Source organism: Candidatus Methylopumilus planktonicus (genome assembly GCF_006364715.1).
Classification (GTDB): Bacteria; Pseudomonadota; Gammaproteobacteria; order Burkholderiales; family Methylophilaceae; genus Methylopumilus; species Methylopumilus planktonicus_A.
Map to the genome: position 1 here is coordinate 645,995 of NZ_CP040984.1, position 23,349 is coordinate 669,343.

Genomic DNA, 23,349 nt, shown 5'->3' on the forward strand with positions numbered 1-23,349 from the left:
TTGAGTTTTAGCTGCTCTACCAGCTGAGCTAATCCCCCAGAAGAGAACATTTTACAGTATTTGTCTGCTAGGCAGAAGGTTCAAGGCAGGGGATTTTGGCGGGGGTGAAATAGGGGTGTGCTAGGAAACATCCGGAATCAGGAGATTTTTGGATGATATTGAACTTTCAATAATAAAAGCGTATCATAAATGTATGAAAGCTATTAGAAATTATCTAGTTTTATGTTTATTGCTTGTAATGCCACTGCAAAGCATTGCAGCTAGCTTTCAGCTCGCCTGTCAAAACAATCATAAAACTTCAGTGACTGCTGAAACAAAGATGAGCCATTGCCATCAAACTAAAGAACATAAACAATCTAAAGAAGTGCAAAGTCATAAAACTTCTCATCATTGTTTATCATTCTGTGCCCAAGTTGGTATGGCGGCATTAACTCAGGATACTGCTGTTGTATTTTTTCAAGATAACGGCAACGTTTATAACGAGTATTCATATCATTACGATTCTGTAATTTCCCCGAGCATTCAAAGACCACCCATCAGCTTTTCTTAAAAAATAGTTTTAGGCTTTTTTTAAGCCTTATTTTTATTAATTAAGGAAATCTATGTTTACTTGTAACTATAGATTATGGGTCATTCCCTTAATCTTTTTATCAAGCCACCTAGTAGTAGCAGCACCTATGGGTTTTGAGGGTTCTGTCATGACTATGGGGGACTTCAATCAAAATTGGCGTGAAGCCGGGTTTAATTATGCGATTACATCTCGTGACGCTTTGGGATTAACTCATCTTGAGTTTCGTTCAGATGATTACAAAGATAAACGTGAAGTCGATACGCTTAATTACACTCGTCTATTGTCTCGTTGGAATTTAACCGATGCTCAAAGTAATCTATGGTTATTTATGGGGATAGGTGAGATCAGAGGAAGTGTTGATAATCAAAGTATTGATAGAAAATTTATTGCATCTCCAGGCTTTCAGTTTGATTATGAGACAACTCGTATTTACTTTGCGACCACTCATAAACTCTACCGAGCTTCAAATTTAAATCACGACACTACATCAATTCGTGCAGGTTTTTCTTTTTACGAAGCTGATTACGATCAAACACAGCCGTGGTTTATTTTAGAGACAAAATATACCAATCAAATATCTGACAAGATTGAAGTGACACCTATGTTGAGACTGATTAATAAAAATATCTTTGTGGAGGGTGGTGTGAACAATAGTGGCCAACCTCGTTTAAATCTTATGTATACATTTTAAGGAGTTTTTATGAAACATTTATTATTAGTAGTAGGTTTAGGATTATTTTTAACTAGCTTGAATGGTTTTGCGACGCCATCTTATAAAGTCACTATGAACGGGATGGTATGTTCTTTTTGTGCGCAAGGCATTGAAAAGAAAATGAAAGCCTTGAGTGAAACAAAGGATGTCTATGTTGGGCTAAAGAATCGTCTGGTCGTAGTTGAAGTCAAAGATGGTTTAACTTTATCGCAAGATGTTATTAGAAAAATCATCAAGGATGTAGGCTATGAAGTTAAAAGTATTGAAGTAAGCGAGCATCCTATTGAGCATATCAAATCAGGTGCGGATAAATAATGCCGAAAAAATATTTAGATCCTAAGTTAATTAAAACCAAGCATATATCCTTACTAACTCTTTTTTCGTCGGGAGGCACACTGATTTGTTGTGCCTTACCTGCGTTATTAGTAAGTTTGGGAGCAGGCGCTGTGATGGCATCAGTGGTGAGCTCTGTGCCACAAATTGTTTGGTTTTCAGAACATAAATTAGGTGTGTTTATATTTGCAGGAGTGATGTTATCAATATCTGGATTTCTACAATGGAAAGCTAGATCCTTACCTTGTCCGAGTGATAAAGAGTTAGCGGAACTTTGTAATAAAACTAGAGTAAACTCACTAAGAGTTTATTTTTTTTCAGTTTGTGTATTTTTCATAGGTGGCTTTATGGCTTTTGTAGCACCTTGGTTAATGAGCTAACCTTTTACAAGGAGAAATAGTATGGAACATATGATGGGTGAAGCACACTGTTGGCATATGGTAATTATGTGTTTACTAATGACAACGTTTTTGGTTTTAGGTATTGCGTCATTTATTAAGTATTTGTTTTATAGCAAAAAGAAATAAGAAGTAAGAAGTAAAAAGCCACTCTTGGTAGTGGCTTTTCTTATCTGTGGTGTGCTTAGGTGTGCTTCGAAGAAAGCTTAGGAATAGACTTCTGTAGCTATTAATCTTTAATTTTTGCCAAAAATTTTAGTGTCACATCCCCTATATAAGACGAAGGGGTGGAGGGGGTATACACCTCTTTTATAACTCCGTTTTATTCAATTCTAAATCCTTAAAAGTTAATTATATTCACACTTAACTATATGATTTATATAGGATTTGTGTAGTTGACTTCAAGTAAACTCTAAGCACTCTAGATGACTCTATATTAGAGATAGCTAGATGGAATATAAACTCTAGCTCTCTATACACCCTAAGGGGGTAGAGAGGCTGGAGTTATTCTTTCATACCTTTATCAGTAATCCATACTTGGTCACTTAAATTACCTCTTGAACCAGTGCCAACTAGTCCTTTATTTACTAAGTTACCTATAATAATTCTCATGTCATAAGTTCTTTTTGCTGAGGGATGCTCAGTCCAGAGATTGCAGCATTGTTCTATTACGATATCCATATCATCATGACCAGATGATAGTGGTAATAGCCTATCTTTCAATAAGTTTAAAACCCTTATTTGCTTGCTTGTTAGTTTAATGTTTTTACTTTTCTCTAAAATTTCTCCAAGCTTTTCTACAGTGCAAGTTGTTTCAACTTCACCATAAACATCTAATTCAAGAGTTTCTAATCTGTAGCCGTATCTAATACCACATTCACTATCTTTAGATTTTTCTAAAGTCCATTCAAAATTTCCATTGCTATCTTTTTTAACAAAGATGATGGTATCCATTGACGCCTTGAGGCTTGAACTTCCTCTCATTCCTCTAGACTCATCTTTACCTGAATGGTGAATGATTAATACAGTGGAGTTGAGCTGCTCAGTAATTAACTTTGCTTTTCTTATAACACCACTCATCTCAGAGGCAGAGTTCTCTTCTATATTTGGACAAGCCATATTTAGAGTGTCTATAATGACCATCCCACTATGAAATTGTTTTCCCTTGTAATAATTGATGAAGTTTTCAACAGAGCCTTTGTCACCTAAAAGTAAAGAGTCTTCGTCAATATGCATAGTAGAAGGAGAGGTAGCATTTTTCTTGCGCCATCCTAGAATTCTTTTAGCCACACCCCTGAATCCTTCTAACGCTGTGTAAATAATTGGTATATCTCTAGAAACTGGAAGCCCAAACCATGCTGAGCCTGTTCCTAAGTGCATAGCTAAATCTATAGCTAGGAATGATTTTGTTGATCCACTTTCACCATATATGGTTGCTATACCCCCATCAACCAAGATATCTTTTATTAGCCAATTTAGTTTAGGAAGGTTTTCAAGCTCATCAATCGTGTAACTTCTTCTCATTATTTCCTTGCTAATTTCTGGCGAGCCTATTTGCATGATTTCTCCTTAGCATTTTGAGTATCTAACCATGCTTGGATATCTTCTTCTTTCCAGACTGTAAGTCTTGAAGTAATTTTGATAGGTCTAGGAAAATCACTATTTTTGTCTGAAGCAAGTTTCCAGATAGTTGATTCACCCATATCCAATATCGCTGCTAAATCTTTAACTCTATGTGCCTTCTTGTTCATTTCTATTTCCTTTTTAAGCGTTTAATAAAGATACTTGACCAACAATAACTAGCTGATAAAGTATTCGCATAACTCTCAGAAGATTCATTAGTCTCTTAAAGTTACATCGTGTATGTTCTTCTTCTTGATTAAATTTTAATAAGGGTGAAATTAGGATTAATTAAATGTATGTTTTATGAAAATTAAATATGACGATTGGTTAAAGATTCTTCAGCAAACAGTCCAAGAGAGTAACTGGAGCCATCTTCATAGCCATTTAAAATCTGAAAATACTAAGTTTCTTATTCTGAAGAACTATATTGATGAAATTCAAGATGCCATCTTGAGTGGATACAAAAATGTAGAGAATTCTGATTGGCTCTTAATTAAGCAATCATTTCAACAAAGCATGAACGTATTTAAGGAGTTTAGAGAGGGCATCGCTTTGGATTATTTTTTAAAGAATATGCCAAATAACAAAGATATTAAAATCGTTCTAGGCATGTTCACTAGGGAAGCAAAATTAAATATATTTAAAGAAAATCCCAATCAAGCTAATTGGGTAGTATTTGAACTAATTAGCGATGTAATAAAAAGAATATCTAATCATCCCAATATTGATGATATGCGTGTCAAACAAGCTCTATATGAGCCTCGCGTTGGTCGTCCTGATGACAATCCTATTGAGCCACCATTATTTATTAATAGATTTGTTAAAACTATCATTGAAAATGATATTACCTTTAATAAGGTTATGGAAAATGAAATAAATAATTTCAATACTCCTAATCACGATTCAAGGACCTACAGGAAAAAGTTTGAAGTATATAAATGGGCTGCTTTGAATGAGTATTTATATGAAAGAGCTATGAATAAAAAAGCCATGTTATCAACTGAGGAAATTGATAGAGTTCGTAACTATTGGAATGGAATACAGCTTCCAGAAAAATTAGAGATTTATGCCTCATTCATAACCTATGGTATAGGAAAGTTAGAAGTGAAAGACGTCCAGATAATCAAATCCAATTCAACTCTTCATTAACTATGATTTAGAGTTTTTTTATATTCCTTTTCTTTATCTTTAAGATAGCTCAATAACCAATCAACAAGTTTTCTTCTTTCATCTAACCAATCATAATCAGCCATATAAGACCTTTCAACTGCTGAACCATATTCATGGTCAAGTTGTTTCTCAATGACTACATTAGGAAATCCTGAGTGTCTTAAACAAGTAAGCTTGACAATTGTTCTATTTCCATGAGCTGTTGCATCAAATCCCATTTCCTTAATTAACAATCTAGGTCTGCTAGATGCGTAGGCATCTCCAAAACGATTAGTAAATATGAAATCATCTTTGCTTGCCTTGAGAATGTCTTTAAGTTCATTAAGTAAATTTACCGCAATGTTTGGAAGGGGAGTTACAAATGAATTGCTGCTCTTCATAAACTCTTTAGGAATACTTAATGTTTTTTTAGCTGGGCTATACCAACTCCATTTTGCATTAGACAAAGAACCAACTCTTAAGCCTGTAACAATATTTATGATGAGATATACCTTATCTTGAACAATTGGGAGTTTTTGAACCTTAGACCAATACATTCCTAAGTCTTCTAAATCAACAGACTTATGGCTGATTGTTTTGGTTTTCTTAAATACTTTATTTTTTCTAATCTTATCTAGTGGGTTATCCCCTTTATATGCTCTTTCTTCAGATGCATATTCATAAACGAGGTTGATAAGTGACTTGGCTAAATTCATCGTAGTGGTTCTGTTATATCGTTGGATATCTTTCTTTCCACTCACTAATTTAACTGGATTGGATTTAACTTTTTTTAAAGTTTGGAGTAGGTCAGAGTCAGTAATTGATAGGATGGATTTATCCTTTAAATCTGCCTCTAAATAGTTCTTATAAATGCCTCTAGAACGCTTAATATGAGACTTAGACCACACTTTATCAAGCATGGTAGAGCGATACTCCACCATATCTTCAAATAGGGTAGAGAACATGAATTTATCACTAGATTTCTCTAGGTTTTTATTCTTAATATTGTTGAAATAATCTCTAGGATGAATACCTTGTTTGAGCTGTTGCTTAGAGATATCCCTTAATCCTCTGGCTTCATCTAATCCAACAGAAGGGTAAGTGCCAAAACTTAATTGTATTTCTTTACCACCTAACTTGCCTCTGAATAGCCAATACTTGGAATTTGGTTCAACACGCAACCTTAATCCACCCCCATCATTCTCATAGATGTAAGCTTTGCCATTAGGGCAAGTTGAATTTTTTACTTTAACGTTGCTTAGAAGGTTAACGCCATAACCCATAAATTTTTGTCCACTCTTTTGTCCACAATTGAGAAAGATTCTAATATAGGGTTATAGACTAAGCAAGAGTAATTAATTAACTAAATCTTATATATAATGGGTATTTGAGGGATATTGGGAGAGGGTAAGAGGGTGGTAGAAATCAAGTGTTAGAGAATAAATAGGTCACACCTCTTCCGCCATACATCTTTATTCTTAATTTGTGCGGCCCAGTATTATTGGTAAGTGATTAAAACCTTCTAATTCCCAATTAAATTCTACCTTTAGTTTACTGAACTAACATCTATCGAAGTTGTCACACATAAGTAATAATAGTATATTTAAATAATGAATAACTAAGCCCGTTTTGCATTCATAGTAAAAATTGATTGGTTGAAGATGAAAAAAATAGACATAGTTATTATTGGTTCTGGAATAGCTGGATTAACAACAGCATATTACTTACAAAAAAATTTCCCTAATCTTACATATGTGATCATAGAAGCAAGAAGTGATCTGGGTGGAACTTGGGATCAGATGAGGTTCCCTGGCGTTCGTTCAGACACTGATATGTATACCTACGGATTCAGCTTTAATCCTTGGCAGGGATCAATAATAGCTGAGGGAAAAGACATCAAAGCCTATTTAGCTGATACTGCAAAAAAGTTTAATATCAGAGAGCACATATTATTCGATACAAAGGTCACTTCATTATCCTGGAGTGATAACCAATGGACAGCTAGAACCAGCCATAAAGATTTCACCAGTAAATATGTTATTTGTTGCACTGGTTCGCGTGATTATACAAACCCTAATTTTCCCAAGTTTAAAGATGAAAACAAATACCAAGGAGAGATTGTACATACCCAAGATTGGGGTGATGTGGAGTTTAAAGGTAAGAGTGTAGCTATTATTGGAAGCGGGTGCACGGCTGTTACTATGGCACCGGCAATTGTAAAAGAAGCTAAGAAGGTAACATTAGTTCAACGAAGTGCTGCGTGGATTGTAAATGTAGATGGTAAGGAAAAATCAACACGTCGCTATAAATCGTTTGAAACCTTAATGGATTATTTTCATAGCAGGCTTTTTAAAAAATCATATAAAAAAATGATTATAGCTCGCTACCCTTATTACAATAACACTAACATACCTTCGTATGATTACTGGGATCAACGGCCTGCTTGTAGCTTAGATAATGATTATTTTGACGCTGTAAAATTAAGTAAAGTATCTGTAGAGCACCAAGAGGTTAGTAATTTCGAAAAAAATGGTATTAAGTTAAAAAATGGAAAAGTTATTGAATGTGATCTTACCATTATGGCTACAGGTCTTAATGCGCAATTACTAGGCGGTATTGATATTTTAGTGAACGATAAAAAAATACATATGAATGATACGAGTTGGTACAGAGGGATGATGTTTAGTGGGATACCAAATCTTTTTGCACATACTGGATATATCAATTTTAGCTGGACTGCTAGATGCGAAATAGTTAGTCAGCGCATTTGCCGAACGCTCAAGTATATGGAGAAAAAAAGATTAGCGAGCTGCACTCCTAAATACGTGGGTAAAGAATCAAAGCCATCAATAGAAGCAAATTATGTATTGCGATCAGTAGACAAATTTCCTAGTCGAACTTATAAATTTTATAACTCAAATTACTACCTAGATTATCTAATTTTTAAATGGACAAGAATTAATGATGGAGCAGTAGATTTCAAATGATAGTTAAATGGATACACTTATGAAACTCGAAACAATAGCGCTGCATCACGGTTATGATTCAGATAAAAATGATCAAAAAGCAGCAACAACACCAATCTATCAAACCTCAGGATTTACTATTGACGATACGCAGCATGGCGCAGACTTGTTTGACCTTAAGGTTGAAGGAAATATATATTCAAGAATAGGTAATCCTACGAATGATGTACTTGAAAAAAGAGTCGCGGCAATGGAAGGGGGTATTGGAGCGCTCTCTCTAGCTTCTGGCATGGCTGCAATCACATATGCTATCCAGTGTATTGCAAGATCTGGGGATAATATTGTGAGTACCAATCAGCTATACGGAGGGACATACAACTGTTTTATGCATAGCTTCCCTAAGCAGGGTATTACTGTGAAAATGGTTGATGGAGCAGATTTTAAGGGGCTGGATGAAGCAATAGATGAAAACACTAAGGCTATTTATTGTGAATCAATTGGTAATCCTTTGGGCAATATTATTGACTTAAAGAAGTTTGCAGAAATTGCGCATAAACATGGTATCCCTTTGATTGTCGATAATACTGTAGCCACACCGTATCTGTGCAGGCCTATTGATTTTGGAGCGGACATTGTTATTCACTCCCTTACAAAATATATAGATGGTCATGGGGCGACGATTGGCGGAATCATTGTTGATTCGGGAAAATTTGATTGGGTTAAGGAGGCAAAGAAATATCCAATGCTTAATGAACCAGACCCGTCTTACCATGGAGTTATATATACAGAACATTTTGGCCCTGCTGCGTTTATTGCTTGTTGTCGGGTTGTTCCTTTAAGGGAATCAGGAGCCTGCTTGTCACCCCATAGCGCTTTTTTAATAATGCTAGGGCTGGAATCGTTGGGCGTAAGGATGGAGCGACATTGCCAAAATGCTCTTGCGTTAGCCACATACCTAGAAAACCACGAACGAGTGGAATGGGTAAATTATGCTGCTCTGCCTAACGATAAATATCATGATGTTTGTAAAAAAATAACCAATGGTCAGGCCTCAGGTATCATCAGTTTTGGCATTAAGGGTGGAAGTGAGGCAGCAGCTAGATTTATTGACGCACTTCAAATAATTTTGAGGGTACTGAGTATGGGGGATGCTAAATCACTCGCATGCCATCCAGCATCAACCTTGCATAGACAATTAACGCCAAAACAAAAAGTTTTGGCTGGTGTTAGTGAAGATTTGATAAGAATTTCAGTGGGTATTGAGCATATTGATGACATCATCGGTGATGTTGAACAAGCTATTGAGGCTTCAAAATAGAAGGCTTCGAGGTTTAATATCCTTAGTCATCGGAAGTGGTCTTAGGCCATATAAAGATTAGCCGAGTAAAACTTTCATTTTCTTTATGTTTAGTAATTTATTATATAAATTAAACCACTCTTTATTTTTAATTTTTATATTAAATGCTTTTGCTGTACTTAATGCATTTTTTGAAAATAACTTTCTTTTCCCCCATGTTTTAATTAAAGCATTAGCTATACTGTGTTTATCTTTCTTACAAATAACACCAGCAAGATTCCTCCTAATGTGAGGTGCTAACCCAACATCTTTTGTAATTACGATGGGTAGTCCGCAACAAAGTGCCTCAAGAGCTGCATTAGGAAAGCTGTCATAAAGAGAGGGCAGGCAAAATATATCTGCTGCATCTAAATATTTTTGGATATTATCTTGGGGTCCAGTCACAAGAATGTTATGGCCGCGAGCTAGATCTCTTAATTTATTTATTTTCTTGTCCTGACCAACAATGATAGCTTGAAATTTTGGTAGTAATTTAATGGCCTCAACAATTTCAAAAGCACCTTTTCTTTCAAAACCTGAGCCCACAAAAAGCACTACAGGTAATTTTGGATTGAGCGCTAATTGTTTTTTAGAAGATTTTTTTTTCGAAGCCGATACAGGATAAAATGATTTTACATCTATACCATTTTCAATCACTTTAATACGAGATTCTGGTACTTTGTAGTATTTATATAATTCATTTTTAACAAGATCACTATTTGCGACATAAAAAAGATTTTTGTCTTTAGACATCTCTTTTTCGATACGAATTATTTTTTGATGATAGGGGTCGATATTAAGCCAAGCTTTTTTATACCAAGGACTATTTTTTTTCATTCTATCGATCCAGGCTGCATGAATACCATCTCCCAGTCTATAAATATCTACTCCGACCAATCTTTCGTGAGACTGAATAAGGTCAAAATTATTCAGAGCAATAATTTTCATGACTGATTTTTGGAAGCTTAAGGATTTTGAGAATCTAAATAAGCCATGGGACTTGGCTTCAATCCAATGAATGTTTTTTGAGGTATTGTCATTTCGCTTCCAAAGCTCAGAAATAATAAAAAAATTAATGCCAAGCTGACTTAAACCAGACGATGCTCTCAGGATAAAATTTTCTGCGCCACCAAAAGCAGTAAACTTTCTTCTAATAATTGCTATTTTCATATGACAATACCGTATGTAGAAATTTGATTATACGTGATTGAGATCTCACGCTATGACAGCTTTTAATTTTTCAACTAAATCATTTATCTTATTTTGATTCATTTTTAAGTTATTTTTGTATGCGACTAAGAATGTATCTTCGGCTCGCGATCCCAGTGTATTTATTTTTGCTTGATTGATAGAGATATCTTCTTTTGATAATTGGTCAGATATTAGGCTCAAAAGACCGCTCCTATCATCTGTAATAATATCCAACTGGTAAATATGAGACTGTTCAACTTGTGAAATCGAAATTTTCGTATCAAAAGCGTGGTGTGTTGCTTGTCGGCTTCTTTCTGAAAGTTTTGTTGGTTTAGTTTCTTTGCTATTTTCTAATCGACTTACTAATTCTATTTCTATAAATTTAAATAAGCCTTCGTAACTTACATTTTTTGGATTAGCATCAAGCAAATCGAAAAGATTGAGGGCATAATTATGTTGAGTTGTGAATATTTTCGCTGCTGCTATGTTGTATCCGATTTCGTCAAAAAAATGGCAGGTCTTGTTAAAAATATGCATCGTATCTTTTTGATAAATAAGAACCTCAATACCTTCACCATTTGAGCGATGTCTAACGCGTATGATAGGTTTTTTTGGTGTCGCATGAGTAAATAATAGCCTTGTTTGCCATGCAATTTCTTCTTCTGTATATTTGTAAAAATAGTTTCTACCAAAACTCTCCCAAAGCCCTTTGTAGAGATCATCATTGATATTGTATGTATTGAGTATTAAAGCTGCTTTTTCTTTTCGTTTTGCGATTGAATCTTCATGGGATAAGTTGTCATGTTCTAGATAATTGAGCGTGTATTTAAAAAGATTTTTTAGAAGGGTGGCTTTCCACTGGTTCCAAACATGAGGACTTGTGGCTCTAATATCGGCAACTGTTAATAGATAAAGTGAAGTTAAATTTTCTTTATTGACAACTTTTCTTGCAAATTCTTCAATAACTCTCGGATCTGACAAGTCTAATTTTTGCGCTGTATGAGACATCATCAGATGTGATTTGACTAACCATTCGATGAGCGCCTCATCATGTATTGGCAAATGATTAAGTTTTGAAAATTCACTAACATCTTTAGCCCCAAGTTCGGAATGGTCCCCACCTCTTCCTTTTGCAATATCATGAAATAGTGCAGCAAGGTAAAGAATATGTTTATTCGGATAGTTTTTAAATAAATCATAACAATCGGGAAACTCATGTTTCAACTCATCTTTTGCGAATCTTCTTAAATTTTGAATGACATTTAGAATATGTTCATCAACAGTATAAATATGGAATAAATCATGCTGCATTTGACTGACTATTTTTCCAAATGCGGGAATATATGCGCCAATTAGATTACATTTGTTCATGATTCGAAGCGATCGGTTGACCTTATTATTTGACTTTAAGATGGATAAAAACTTTTCTTGCTGATTCTTATCTTTTCGAAATGCTACGTTTATTTTGTTTGCTGCATCACTGAGGAGACAGAGAAGGTTCGGACCTAATGATTTAAGGAGTTTATATTTTTGAAAGGTGATGAATACATCAAAAATATATGGCGTTATATTTTTATTTTGAAATATGGGATTTATTTCAAGATAATCATTTTTTATAATTAATAATTTGCTATCAGTAATTTTAGTTATGTTCTTAGTATCTTTTGGACTCAGTTTTTTTAAGAGCACTTCGTTAATGAAGGTTGTAAAATTAATTGCCTCGTAGACATCCTTCATAAATAATTCACTTCTCTTCTTGTGAGTGGTTTTTTTGTATTTCAATAGCAATGCCAACTCATTTTGATAGTCAAAAAGCAGCCTATCTTCACTTTGTTTTGCAGTGACATGAAGAAGGATTCTCAAATTCTTAAAAAAGATATCGGTTTTAATAAGTTTCTGATAATTTTTCTTATCAAGATATTTTTTTTGATTCAACTTTTCTGGTGTAAATCTTTTAGAACGGCTTTTGCCTATCCATTGAATCATCTGAAGATCCCTTAGGCCTCCAGGACTTTCTTTTATATTTGGTTCTAATTGGTATGCAGATTGATTATATTTTTGATGGCGAAGGTCCTGTTCTTTTAACTTGCCTTGATAAAAATGTTCAGGAATAAGTGTGTCATTTATAATCTTTTGTAAGTTTTTATAAAGAACTTTATTGCCATTAAGGTACCTACTCTCCAAGAGGTTTGTTTGTACTGTGATGTCCCTTTTAACTTCAATTTTTGTTTCGTTAATACTTCTGACGCTGTGACCGATTCGTAAGCCAAGATCCCATATCAAACTAATAAACTGTTCAATTTTTTGACTTAGGTGTTTGTTGCGACCCTTTGGGATTAATATTAGTAAATCAACGTCCGAATATGGGAAAAGTTCTTGCCGACCATAACCTCCGCAAGCAATGAGAGATGCGGTATTGCCGAATTGAAGATCTTGCCAAACTTGACTTAATGTTTTATCAATAAGCTGTGAGTGATTTTGAAGGTAGGATAGACCATCTCTTTTTTTTAAGAATATTTTAATGAGATTTAACTCGTTTAAAGCTAACTCTTTTTTAAAGCTTAGTATTTCTTTTTGAATCAAGATTTAATTAGCAAATGCTGGAGGGGCGGGTGTTTTTTCAGAAACTGTAAGGACTTCATAGCCAGTTTCAGTAACTAATATTGTATGTTCCCATTGTGCAGATAGGCTTCGATCTTTGGTGACAATAGTCCATCCATCGGGCATTTGTTTAATATCTCTTTTTCCTGCATTAATCATAGGCTCAATAGTAAAAATCAATCCTGCTTCTAGAGTCAGTCCCGTGCCTGGCTTGCCATAATGAAGAACTTGAGGCTCCTCATGAAAGCGCTTACCAATACCATGGCCACAAAATTCTCGCACCACACTAAATCCATTTTTTTCAGCAAAATCTTGAATGACAAATCCTATATCACCTAATTTTGCACCTGGTTTAACTTGCTGAATACCTAACCACATTGCTTCATAAGTCATTTTACATAAACGCTTAGCTTGGATTGAAGTTTCTCCCAAGAGAAACATACGACTTGTATCGCCATGGAAACCGTCTTTTATAACCGTAATATCTATATTTACAATATCTCCATCCTTAAGTGCCTTTGGGCCTGGGACGCCATGGCAAATTTGATGATTAATAGAAGTGCAAATAGATTTTGGATATGGGGTGTGACCATCTGGTGCGTAATTTAATGGGGCAGGGATCGTTTTTTGAACATTAACCATGAAGTCATGACAAAGCCTGTCAATTTCTTCAGTGGTAATGCCAGGGTTAACAAAAGGCGTAATATAATCAAGAACTTGTGATGCTAGCTTACCAGCAATACGCATTTTTTCGATTTCTTGGGAATTTTTGATGTGTATTGTCATGATTACTGCGTTTAGATTACATTTGAACTCGTTTATTGTGCTATTATAGCGCGCTTCTTCAAGGTTTTTGAGGAAATAATTTTGCATTACCTAACGTTAGGGTGTCTATGAAAATAGATGTAATTAGGTGATGTTTTTTTAACCCATAACAACGGAGTCAATTATGTCAGTTACTATGCGTCAAATGTTAGAAGCGGGTGTCCATTTCGGCCATCAAACCCGTTACTGGAATCCAAGAATGGCACCATACATTTTTGGTGATAGAAATAAAATTCATATTGTTAACCTAGAAAAAACATTACCAATGTTTCAAGAGGCTTTGAAATACATCCGAACTCTTGCTGCAAACAAAGGACGTATTCTTTTTGTAGGCACTAAAAGACAAGCTCGAGAAATTCTTAAAGAAGAAGCTTCCCGTGCAGGTGTTTCTTACGTGAATCATCGATGGTTAGGCGGTATGCTCACAAATTTTAAAACAGTTAGACAGTCTATTAAGCGTCTTAATGATTACGAAGCAATGCTTGAAGATGGAAGTTTACTTAAGTTTAATAAAAAAGAAGCATTAGGCTATAAGCGTGACTATGAAAAATTACAACGCTCGATCGGTGGCATTAAGGACATGACAGCACTTCCTGATGCGATCTTTATTATCGACGTAGGCCATGAAAGTGGTGCTGTGGTTGAAGCGAATAAGCTTGGAATACCTATTATTGGTGTTGTAGATACTAATAATTCACCTGATGATATTTCATATGTGATTCCTGGTAACGACGACTCATCTAGAGCGATTAGACTTTATGCAAGAGGCATGGCTGATGCGGTTTTAGAAGGTAAAAGTCAGGCATTAAACGAGCTTGCTAAGTCAGTATCACAAGAAGAAGAATTTGTAGAAGTGACTGAGGCAGTTGCTGAGTAATTGTTAGGCAATCTTTTAAAAGGGGCTTCATGCCCCTTTTTTAATAATAAGTTTATTCATACAGAATTTAAGGAGTAATTAAAGTGGCAGAAATAACCGCAAGTATGGTCAAAGATCTTCGTGATCGAACAGACGCACCCATGATGGATTGCAAAAAAGCACTGACAGAAGCGGATGGGGACAGCGCACGTGCTGAAGAGATTTTAAGAGTCCGCTTTGGAAATAAAGCAAGCAAAGCTGCTGGAAGATTGGCTGCTGAAGGAATTGTAGTTGCTTTTGTAGCGAAAGATGGCAAAACAGGAACACTTCTTGAAGTAAATTCAGAGACAGATTTTTGTGCAAAAAATGAAGACTTTTTAAAATATACGCATGATCTTCTAAATGCTATCAATGAAAAAAATCCAGCCAATATTGAAGCTTTAACAAGTTTAACTATGTCTTTAGGTAACGCTGAAGAGGTCAGAGCTCAACTTGTAGGGAAAGTTGGTGAAAACATTACGCCACGTAGATTTGTTCGGTATCAAACGACCGGCCAAATTACAAGTTATGTTCATAGCGGAAGAATTGGTGTGCTTCTCGATCTTCAAGGTGGTAACGATGTCTTAGGGAAAGACTTAGCGATGCATATTGCTGCAAACAAACCTAAAGCGCTTAATGCATCAGGTATTGATCCCCAATTGATAGAGGTTGAAAAACGCATCGCTATTGAAAAGGCAAAAGAAGCTGGCAAACCTGAAGCTATGTTGGAAAAAATCGCAGAAGGTACCGTTCAAAAATTTCTCAAAGAAGTTACTTTATTAAACCAACCTTTCGTAAAAGACGATAAGGTAACTATTGAGCAGTTATTAAAGACTAATAATGCGACCATTAACGCATTTAGTATTTATTCTGTAGGTGAGGGTATAGAAAAAGCAGTTGTAGATTATGCCGCAGAGGTTGCAGCAGCAGCTAAGGTTTAATTTAATAGCGATTAATAAAGGATTGTATGTTTTATACAGTCCTTTTTTATGTCCTCTAGTTTAAAAATACGTTAAACTTTAAGAAAATTATGACACGATCAGCCTACAAAAGAGTTCTCTTAAAAATCTCAGGTGAAGCCCTTATGGGTGATGATCCATTTGGTATCAATCAGCATACCATCTCAAATATTGTGCAAGAAATTCAAGAGGCGCTCGATTTAAAAGTTCAAATAGGCATAGTGATCGGTGGTGGAAATATATTCAGAGGTGTTGCTCTAGGAGCTGCCGGCATGGATAGGGCAACTGCTGATTATATGGGTATGATGGCAACAGTCATGAATGCCTTGGCTCTTCAAGATGCCATGAAGCATGCAGGGATTGTAGCTCGCGTTCAGTCAGCGCTCAATATAGAGCAAGTTGTTGAGCCTTATATTCGAGGTAAGGCAATGCGTTATTTAGAGGAAGGTAAAGTCGTTATATTTGCTGCTGGTACTGGCAACCCATTTTTTACAACTGATACTGCAGCAGCCCTTCGTGGTGTTGAGATGAATGCAGATATTATGATAAAAGCCACCAAAGTAGATGGCATTTATTCAGAAGATCCGAAAAAAAATCCAAATGCAAAGCGCTATGAAGTTATAAGTTTTGATGAGGCCATTCAAAAAGATTTGAAAGTGATGGATGCTACTGCACTTACTTTATGTCGAGACCAACAGTTACCTATCGCAGTATTCAATATATTCAAATCTGGAGCACTTAAAAATATTTTATTAGGGCAAAATGAAGGCACGCTTGTTATGCCAAATGTTCATTGATTAAAGAGGACTGTAATGACTGAAGCAATCAAAATAAATGTAAGTGAAAAAATGCAAAAATCACTGGACTCTTATAAGTCTGATCTAGCAAAAATTAGAACAGGTAGAGCGCATACAGGACTCCTAGACCACATTTTTATTGATTATTATGGATCTATGGTTCCCATTAATCAGGTAGCTGGCGTTAATTTAGGTGATGCAAAAACAATCAATGTGCAGCCTTATGAAAAAAATATGGTTGCCAAAGTTGAAAAAGCAATCCGTGACAGTGATCTTGGTTTAAATCCAGCGACATCTGGCGATCTTATTCGCGTCCCAATGCCCTCACTTACTGAGGAACGAAGAAAGGACCTTATAAAAGTCGTGCGGACAGAGGCTGAATCAGCAAAAGTGGCGATGCGAAATATCAGGCGTGATGCAAATGATTCTCTAAAAAAATCTCTCAAAGAAAAAGAGATGAGCGAAGATGATGAGCGCAGGTCACAAGAAGAGGTTCAAAAGATTACGGATAAATTTATCGCTGAAATCGATAAGCTTCTTCAGTTAAAAGAATCTGAATTACTAGCGATTTAGTGTTTAATTTTTTTCGTTCAGTAAAAACGCAAGACGCATTATCAGTAAAACCTAAACACATTGCTATTATTATGGATGGTAACGGTAGGTGGGCAAAGAAACGTCTCATGCCGCGTATTTCTGGGCATAGAAAAGGCCTGGAGTCAGTCAAAACTGTTATCACTCAATGTCAAAAGCTAAACATTCCCTTTCTTACATTATTTGCTTTTAGCACTGAAAACTGGCTAAGGCCTTCTCAAGAAGTTAAATTTTTAATGTCTTTATTTCAAGATTCAATTAAAAAAGAATCATCAGCTTTGATTAAAAATAATATTCGTTTTAAACTAATTGGGGACCGCAAACCATTTCCAAAGAAGCTTAATGACAAAATAAATAGTCTTGAGAAGCTTACTGAAAAAAATACTGGACTTACATTGAGTATTGCAATTAATTATGGCGGAAGATGGGATATTGTAAATGCGGTGAATGAATATAGAAAGCAAAATCATTTCAAAAAAACATTCACTCAAAAAAATCTTATTCAAAAACTTTCTTTAAATTTTGCGCCAGATCCAGATCTTTTAATAAGAACAGGTGGAGAAAAACGGATTAGTAATTTCTTGATCTGGCAATTTTCATATACCGAACTTTATTTTACAGAAAAATTGTGGCCTGATTTTAATGAAAAAGCCTTTATGGCAGCGCTGTTTGAGTTTCAAAAAAGAGAACGTCGATATGGCAAGACTAGTGAGCAATTATAAATGTTAATGCCTAGAATTTTTTCTGCGTTCATTATGCTGATAATTTTTTTATCTTCCTTATTTCTATTTTCTGGAAAAATTTTCCCTTTTATTATCTATCTATCTTCACTTTTAGCCCTTTATGAATGGTCAAAGCTTTTAAAATTTAACACCGAACAAAAAAATATTTTTTTAATTACTTCAGTCATATTAATTTATTTTATAGGCAGGTATTCAGAAGATGATAATGGCCGATTAATACTTTTGTTATCTTCTATTTTTTGGGTTTGTGTAGCTCCCTTATTTTTAATTTTCAATCCCAGGTTAAAAAATTTCCTCCTAGGGTCACTTATTGGGTGGCTTATCGTCATACCACTTATTATTTCATTTAATTATTTAATCAGCCTAGGGCCGTGGATTGTTCTTCTTGTGTTAACTTCGATTTGGCTTGCAGATTCCGGAGCTTATTTCTTTGGTAAGCAGTTTGGAAAAAGAAAGCTTGCTCCATCGATCAGTCCAGGTAAAACCTGGGAAGGCTTTATAGGGGCTATCTTTGTTGTCACTTTATTTTCTATTGCTATGGTTTATTTTAAATTTGTAGATTCTTATTCATCCATCTTATTTTTTAATTTAGTTTTGCTATTAAGTGTTGAGGGCGATCTCTTTGAGTCATATATTAAGAGAATGGCTAAGGTTAAAGATAGCGGCGATTTAATCCCGGGTCACGGTGGTGTCCTTGATCGCATCGATAGTCTTTGTTCTAGCCTTCCTTTTGCAACCCTAATACTTATTTCACCTTCTTTTTTTGGAAGAATAATTTAAGTGGAAAAGATTGTTATTTTAGGTTCGACCGGAAGCATTGGTTGTAATGCACTGGAAGTCATAAAACTTCATAAAGAAAAATATAAAGTTTTTGCACTAACAGCAAATAAGAATGTTGATTTATTGACACAACAGTGTGTAGATTTTGAGCCTGAATTCGTTATTGCTTTAAATCAAGACGCTAATCAACAACTAAAGAAAAACCTTCTTGCATTAAATATAAAAACTATCGTTTTAGATGATGAAAAATCTTTGGATTGGCTTGCTTCTCACAAAGATACAGCCACTGTAATTTCAGCTATCGTTGGAGCGGCAGGGCTTATGCCGACAATGGCTGCTGCAAATAGTGGCAAAAAGATTTTATTAGCAAATAAAGAAACGCTTGTGATGGCGGGGGAGTTATTTGTTAAAGCCGTAAAAAAATCAAATGCAATTTTGATTCCTATTGATAGTGAGCATAATGCGATTCTGCAAGTACTTCCACAAAGTAAAAAAATGAATTACAAGTCAAATGGCATTAGAAAAATCCTCTTGACTGCATCGGGGGGGCCATTTAGGACTTTCTCTAAAGAAGAGCTCAAGCATGTAACACCAAAGGAAGCTTTAAAACATCCTAATTGGCTAATGGGTAAAAAGATCACAATTGATTCTGCAACCATGATGAACAAAGGCTTGGAAATTATTGAAGCATGCTGGTTATTTGATATTCCAGCATGTGATATTGAAGTGGTTATACACCCTCAAAGTATTATTCATTCTCTTGTTGAGTATATTGATGGAAGCACCTTAGCTCAGATGGGAAATCCCGATATGAGAACCCCTATTGCTTATGCCTTAAGTCATCCGGAAAGAATTGAATCTGGAGTCCTAGGTCTTGATCTTATAAAAACGAAAAGACTTGATTTTGAAGCGCCTGACTTAGATAAGTTTCCATGTCTCGGATTGGCTTATAAAGCTTTGCTTATGGGCCAAAGTGCTCCAACTATTCTTAATGCTGCAAATGAAGTAGCTGTAGATGCTTTTTTAGTTGAATCGATAACATTCAATCAGATTGCCGAACTCATTGAGTTTTGCATGAGCACCATGAAACCCCAACTCTTAGACTCTATTGAAACAGTTTTAGAAGTAGATAGTAAGACCCGCCAACTTGCGCTTTCATGGATTAATAGTCATAACATAACTTCATGACAATCTTTTTAGTCTTTATTCTCACGATTAGTATTGTTGTTGGTATACATGAGTTTGGTCATTATCAAATGGCTCGATGGTGCAATGTAAAAGTTTTAAAATTCTCAATTGGATTTGGCAGGCCACTTTTCACCTTCCTTTTTGGAAAAGATCAAACCGCATTTGTTATATCCTCAGTACCCTTAGGAGGCTATGTAAAGCTTTTGGATGAAAGTCAGGCTGATGAAAAAGAAAACTTTAAAAAAAGCGATCTTAAAAGAGCATTTAATCGACAACCCTTATTCAAGCGCTTTCTTATTGTCGCAGCGGGACCTCTCATTAATATTATTCTGGGTGTCTGCATATTTTGCTTTATTTTCATGCATGGGTCGTCTCAAATTAAACCATTGATTAACGATGTCGCAATGACGAGTCAGTCTTACAAAAAAGGTCTTAGAGCAGGGGACGAAATTGTCTCAATTGATAACGAGAAAATAAAATCTTTAGGCGATTTGGAAACTTATTTAAGATCCCATAAACAAGAATTTAAAAATTTAAATATTCAACGAGAAGGGCAGCTTTTAAGTCTTAAAAATTTCTCATGGGATGAGGAGATTAAAACTTTTCCTTATGGCGTTCCCATTTTAATTCAGTCGGTAGAGTCTGGAAGCATTGCTGAAAAAATAGGGCTCAAACCTCGCGATCAAATCCTTATGATTGATCAAATTCCAGTCAATAATATCCAGGACTTGGTTGGTAATATCCAAAGTCTTTGGTTAAAGTCTTATGATTTATCTATAAAAAGAGAAAATATTATTCAATATATTCATGTAGATAAAGATATTTTTGAAGGTAAAGTTGAGAAAAAGAGAATTGGCGTTGCATTGGGTTATGACGAAGCTATTATTAAAGCTAATTTAGTTCAAGTAAAGCGAACTTTTATTGAGTCTATTCAGAAATCATTGATCCAAACACAAAGCTTTTTTTATTTAACATTAACCACATTCAAGAATTTATTTACCCATAAAGCAGATTTAAAGGATTTGGGTGGGCCTTTAGCCATTGCACATATGGCCTCTTCTTCATTTTTAGAGGGTATTTTCCCTTACATTCAATTTATTGGATTGATTAGTTTAAATATTGGGATATTGAATCTACTGCCTATCCCATTACTGGATGGGGGTTATTTGGTTTATTATCTAATTGAATTTGTAAGAAACAAATCATTATCAAACAAAAATATGATGATAAGTCAAAGGGTTGGGATGTTAATTTTGGGTTTACTTACTGCAATTGCGTTGTATAATGACGCCTGTCGATATCTATTAGGAAGCTAATGACTCTCAGATCTAAACTAGCTTTATTCATTTCGCTCCTCACTCTCTCTATAGCAGCTTTTGCTATAGAACCTTTCATCATCAAAGATATTAAAATTGAAGGCCTTCAAAGGACCGACCCAGGCACGATTTTTAATTATCTCCCTGTTCAGGTTGGCGATACGATGACTGAAGATAAAGCGTCTGAGGCTATTAAGTCCCTTTATCGCACAGGTTTTTTTAAAGATGTCCGTGTAGAGTCCGATCAAAATATTCTTCTTATCACTGTGCAAGAGCGACCTTCGATTGCTGATATTCAGTTTTCAGGTAACAAAGCATTCCAATCTGACAAGTTAAAAGAAGGCATGAAAGGCATAGGTCTTGCTGAGGGACAAATTTATGATAAATCTAAACTAGAATTCGCAGAGCAAGAAATTAAAAAACAATATTTAGCGCAAGGTAAATATACCGCTACAGTTAAAACTTCGGCTTCTCCTTTAGAAAGAAATAGGGTGGCAATACGTTTCGATATTGAAGAAGGTATTGTTTCTCGCATTAAAGAAATTAATGTGGTTGGAAATCAGCTTTATAATCAAAAAGACATTACATCTCAATTCCAACTTCAAACAACAAATTGGCTCTCTTGGTGGTACAAAGATGACCAGTATTCAAAACAGAAACTAACGGCTGATCTCGAAACATTAAAATCATTTTATATGAATCGTGGGTATTTAGAATTTTCAATAGACTCCACACAAGTTTCTATTACACCCGATAAAGACGATGTCTATATTACGATTAATATTTCAGAGGGTCCAAAATATAAAGTTTCAGATGTTAAGTTAGCAGGCGATCTTCAACAAGTGCCTGAGAGTGAGTTGCAAAGTCTTATTAAAATTAAAAAAGACGATATTTTTAATCGAGAAAAAATAACTGAATCAACTAAAGACATGAACGCTCGTCTAGGAAATGATGGTTTTGCTTTCTCAAATGTCAATGCGATTCCAGAAATTAATAAGGAAGAGCACACCGCTTCGTTTACATTTTTTGTGGATCCAGGAAGAAAGGTGTATGTGAGACGAATTGACATTGAAGGTAATCAACGTACGCGAGATGATGTTATTAGGCGCGAATTTAGGCAAGTTGAATCAGGCTGGTATGCAGCAGATAAGGTTGATCGCTCTAAAGTGAGGCTCAAAAGAACACAATTCTTCTCTGACGTTAATATCGAAACGCCAGCAGTTGCAGGCATTACGGATCAGGTTGATTTAAAAATTAAGGTAACTGAAAGAAATACAGGTAGTATTATGTTTGGTGCAGGGTTAAGTAGTGCTGAGGGTATTGTAGGTAGTTTTAATGTAACTCAGGCTAACTTCCTCGGAACAGGCGATAGGGTTGCCGCTCAAGTTAATACGGGCTCAATTAACAAAACCTATTCTTTGAGCGTGACAAAACCCTTTTATACACCAGAAGGTATAAGCCTTGGGTATGATATTTATAGACGCGATGTAAATACTTCTAGGTTAAATTTGGCCACTTATAATACGTCGTCTTTTGGTGTGGGCATTAGATTTACTGTACCTCTTAGTGAAAAAAATTCCATCTCATATGGTTTAACCCTTGATAATACCGAAGTAAGTAATTTGGTTTTAAATAGATCGCCTACTCGCTTTATTGATTATTGTTCATCTGTAACCAACACGACTCAGGCCACTGGTTGTTCGATGAACTCATTAACTGCAAGTATTGGCTGGGCTATAGATAGTCGTGATGATATTTTATTTCCTAAAAAGGGCGAATTAAGGCGCGTAACTGCAGAAGTTACAACTCCCGGACTTGACATACAAACGTATAAAATTACTTTGCAAGAGACTTGGTATAAAGATTTGACTAAGGATCTTACAGTTATGTTGAATGGTCAAATTGGCTTCGCAAACAGTTATGGCGGAAAGGAATTTCCATTCTTTAAAAACTTCTATGTAGGTGGTGTTAATTCGGTTCGTGGATATAGGCAAAGCTCGATAGGACCAGTCTGTCTTGCGGGTGATCCATGTTCTGCCTCAACAACAATGAATATGCTCTTGGGTGGAAATAAACAAATTATAGCAAATGCAGAATTATTTATGCCAGTGCCTTTTCTAAAAAATAACAATCAATTTCGCTTGAGTGCCTTCATAGATGCTGGTAATGTATATGGGCATGATGAGTCGATAAATTTATCAACTATGAGATATTCAGCAGGTATGGGAGCATTATGGGTCTCTCCGTTTGGCCCCTTAAAACTTGTATACGCTGTACCATTCAACAACCAAAGTACTGATCGAACTGAAAGCTTTCAGTTCCAAATGGGCCAGCAGTTTTAAATTTTTAACTTAAAAAATCTTAGGAGAAAGTAA

Annotated in this window: 22 protein-coding genes; 16 read left to right on the forward strand and 6 right to left on the reverse strand. The window is 35.3% G+C overall.

Going from position 1 to position 23,349, the window contains the following annotated elements:
* The first annotated feature begins 193 nt into the window (after nucleotides 1–193).
* From FIT63_RS03500 to FIT63_RS03515, 4 genes are read left to right on the forward strand one after another with little or no spacing between them, the layout of a single operon-like run.
* Nucleotides 194–550 carry a hypothetical protein gene (locus FIT63_RS03500; protein WP_139871486.1) on the forward strand — a complete coding sequence of 119 codons (357 nt, stop codon included), beginning with the start codon at nucleotides 194–196 and terminating at the stop codon, nucleotides 548–550.
* A gap of 52 nt (nucleotides 551–602) precedes the next feature.
* Nucleotides 603–1,262, forward strand: a complete 660-nt coding sequence (locus FIT63_RS03505; RefSeq protein WP_139874518.1) for a hypothetical protein — start codon at nucleotides 603–605, stop codon at nucleotides 1,260–1,262.
* A gap of 9 nt (nucleotides 1,263–1,271) precedes the next feature.
* Entirely contained in the window at nucleotides 1,272–1,598 is a 327-nt protein-coding gene (locus FIT63_RS03510; protein WP_139874519.1) for a heavy-metal-associated domain-containing protein, read from the forward strand.
* Nucleotides 1,598–1,996, forward strand: coding sequence for a hypothetical protein (locus FIT63_RS03515; protein WP_139874520.1), 399 nt, complete (start codon nucleotides 1,598–1,600; stop codon nucleotides 1,994–1,996). Before FIT63_RS03510 ends, FIT63_RS03515 begins: the two co-directional genes overlap by 1 nt.
* A gap of 522 nt (nucleotides 1,997–2,518) precedes the next feature.
* Here the strand turns inward: FIT63_RS03515 and FIT63_RS03520 are convergent.
* Together FIT63_RS03520 and FIT63_RS03525 are read right to left on the reverse strand one after the other, a co-directional pair.
* A complete protein-coding gene (locus tag FIT63_RS03520; protein ID WP_139870321.1) occupies nucleotides 2,519–3,574 on the reverse strand; it encodes an AAA family ATPase in 1,056 nt (351 codons plus the stop codon).
* Complete coding sequence (locus tag FIT63_RS03525; protein WP_139870322.1) at nucleotides 3,565–3,765, reverse strand: helix-turn-helix transcriptional regulator; 201 nt, start codon at nucleotides 3,763–3,765, stop codon at nucleotides 3,565–3,567. Before FIT63_RS03525 ends, FIT63_RS03520 begins: the two co-directional genes overlap by 10 nt.
* Before the next feature lie 175 nt (nucleotides 3,766–3,940).
* On the opposite strand from FIT63_RS03525, the gene FIT63_RS03530 reads away from it, so the two are divergent.
* Nucleotides 3,941–4,786: a hypothetical protein gene (locus tag FIT63_RS03530; protein WP_139871494.1), complete on the forward strand. Its 846-nt coding sequence runs from the start codon at nucleotides 3,941–3,943 to the stop codon at nucleotides 4,784–4,786.
* Here FIT63_RS03530 and FIT63_RS03535 read toward each other — a convergent pair.
* Nucleotides 4,783–6,069 carry a tyrosine-type recombinase/integrase gene (locus tag FIT63_RS03535; protein WP_139870324.1) on the reverse strand — a complete coding sequence of 429 codons (1,287 nt, stop codon included), beginning with the start codon at nucleotides 6,067–6,069 and terminating at the stop codon, nucleotides 4,783–4,785. The genes FIT63_RS03530 and FIT63_RS03535 overlap by 4 nt on opposite strands.
* A 378-nt stretch (nucleotides 6,070–6,447) precedes the next feature.
* On the opposite strand from FIT63_RS03535, the gene FIT63_RS03540 reads away from it, so the two are divergent.
* On the forward strand, nucleotides 6,448–7,773 hold the full coding sequence (locus FIT63_RS03540; protein WP_140006583.1) for a flavin-containing monooxygenase: 1,326 nt from the start codon (nucleotides 6,448–6,450) through the stop codon (nucleotides 7,771–7,773).
* Nucleotides 7,774–7,792: 19 nt separating this feature from the next.
* On the forward strand, nucleotides 7,793–9,070 hold the full coding sequence (locus FIT63_RS03545) for an O-acetylhomoserine aminocarboxypropyltransferase/cysteine synthase family protein (protein ID WP_140006584.1): 1,278 nt from the start codon (nucleotides 7,793–7,795) through the stop codon (nucleotides 9,068–9,070).
* 57 nt (nucleotides 9,071–9,127) lie between these two features.
* Here FIT63_RS03545 and FIT63_RS03550 read toward each other — a convergent pair whose 3' ends face one another.
* Genes FIT63_RS03550 through map form a run of 3 tightly spaced genes read right to left on the reverse strand, consistent with a single transcriptional unit; the run spans nucleotide 9,128 to nucleotide 13,666 of the window.
* Nucleotides 9,128–10,258 carry a glycosyltransferase family 4 protein gene (locus FIT63_RS03550; RefSeq protein WP_140006585.1) on the reverse strand — a complete coding sequence of 377 codons (1,131 nt, stop codon included), beginning with the start codon at nucleotides 10,256–10,258 and terminating at the stop codon, nucleotides 9,128–9,130.
* Nucleotides 10,259–10,303: 45 nt separating this feature from the next.
* Nucleotides 10,304–12,862, reverse strand: a complete 2,559-nt coding sequence (glnD, locus tag FIT63_RS03555) for a [protein-PII] uridylyltransferase (protein ID WP_189342247.1) — start codon at nucleotides 12,860–12,862, stop codon at nucleotides 10,304–10,306.
* 3 nt (nucleotides 12,863–12,865) lie between these two features.
* A complete protein-coding gene (map, locus tag FIT63_RS03560) occupies nucleotides 12,866–13,666 on the reverse strand; it encodes a type I methionyl aminopeptidase (RefSeq protein ID WP_140006587.1) in 801 nt (266 codons plus the stop codon).
* Between the two features lie 163 nt (nucleotides 13,667–13,829).
* Here map and rpsB point away from each other — a divergent pair, with 163 nt between their 5' ends.
* The 9 genes from rpsB to bamA all read left to right on the forward strand — a co-directional run bounded on the left by rpsB (nucleotide 13,830) and on the right by bamA (nucleotide 23,316).
* Entirely contained in the window at nucleotides 13,830–14,582 is a 753-nt protein-coding gene (gene rpsB, locus FIT63_RS03565) for a 30S ribosomal protein S2 (protein ID WP_140005292.1), read from the forward strand.
* Nucleotides 14,583–14,665: 83 nt separating this feature from the next.
* A complete protein-coding gene (tsf, locus tag FIT63_RS03570; protein WP_140006588.1) occupies nucleotides 14,666–15,541 on the forward strand; it encodes a translation elongation factor Ts in 876 nt (291 codons plus the stop codon).
* An 89-nt stretch (nucleotides 15,542–15,630) separates the two neighbouring features.
* Complete coding sequence (gene pyrH, locus FIT63_RS03575; protein WP_046488041.1) at nucleotides 15,631–16,356, forward strand: UMP kinase; 726 nt, start codon at nucleotides 15,631–15,633, stop codon at nucleotides 16,354–16,356.
* Nucleotides 16,357–16,371: 15 nt separating this feature from the next.
* Complete coding sequence (gene frr, locus FIT63_RS03580) at nucleotides 16,372–16,929, forward strand: ribosome recycling factor (protein WP_140006589.1); 558 nt, start codon at nucleotides 16,372–16,374, stop codon at nucleotides 16,927–16,929.
* Nucleotides 16,929–17,669, forward strand: coding sequence for an isoprenyl transferase (locus FIT63_RS03585; protein ID WP_140006590.1), 741 nt, complete (start codon nucleotides 16,929–16,931; stop codon nucleotides 17,667–17,669). Before frr ends, FIT63_RS03585 begins: the two co-directional genes overlap by 1 nt.
* Before the next feature lie 33 nt (nucleotides 17,670–17,702).
* The gene (locus FIT63_RS03590; protein ID WP_189342249.1) at nucleotides 17,703–18,470 is read left to right on the forward strand and encodes a phosphatidate cytidylyltransferase; all 768 of its coding nucleotides are present in this window, start codon (nucleotides 17,703–17,705) and stop codon (nucleotides 18,468–18,470) included.
* A complete protein-coding gene (gene ispC, locus FIT63_RS03595) occupies nucleotides 18,471–19,658 on the forward strand; it encodes a 1-deoxy-D-xylulose-5-phosphate reductoisomerase (RefSeq protein WP_140006592.1) in 1,188 nt (395 codons plus the stop codon).
* Nucleotides 19,655–20,974, forward strand: a complete 1,320-nt coding sequence (gene rseP / locus FIT63_RS03600) for an RIP metalloprotease RseP (protein ID WP_140006593.1) — start codon at nucleotides 19,655–19,657, stop codon at nucleotides 20,972–20,974. Before ispC ends, rseP begins: the two co-directional genes overlap by 4 nt.
* Entirely contained in the window at nucleotides 20,974–23,316 is a 2,343-nt protein-coding gene (gene bamA / locus FIT63_RS03605; protein ID WP_140006594.1) for an outer membrane protein assembly factor BamA, read from the forward strand. Before rseP ends, bamA begins: the two co-directional genes overlap by 1 nt.
* Nucleotides 23,317–23,349 lie beyond the last annotated feature (33 nt).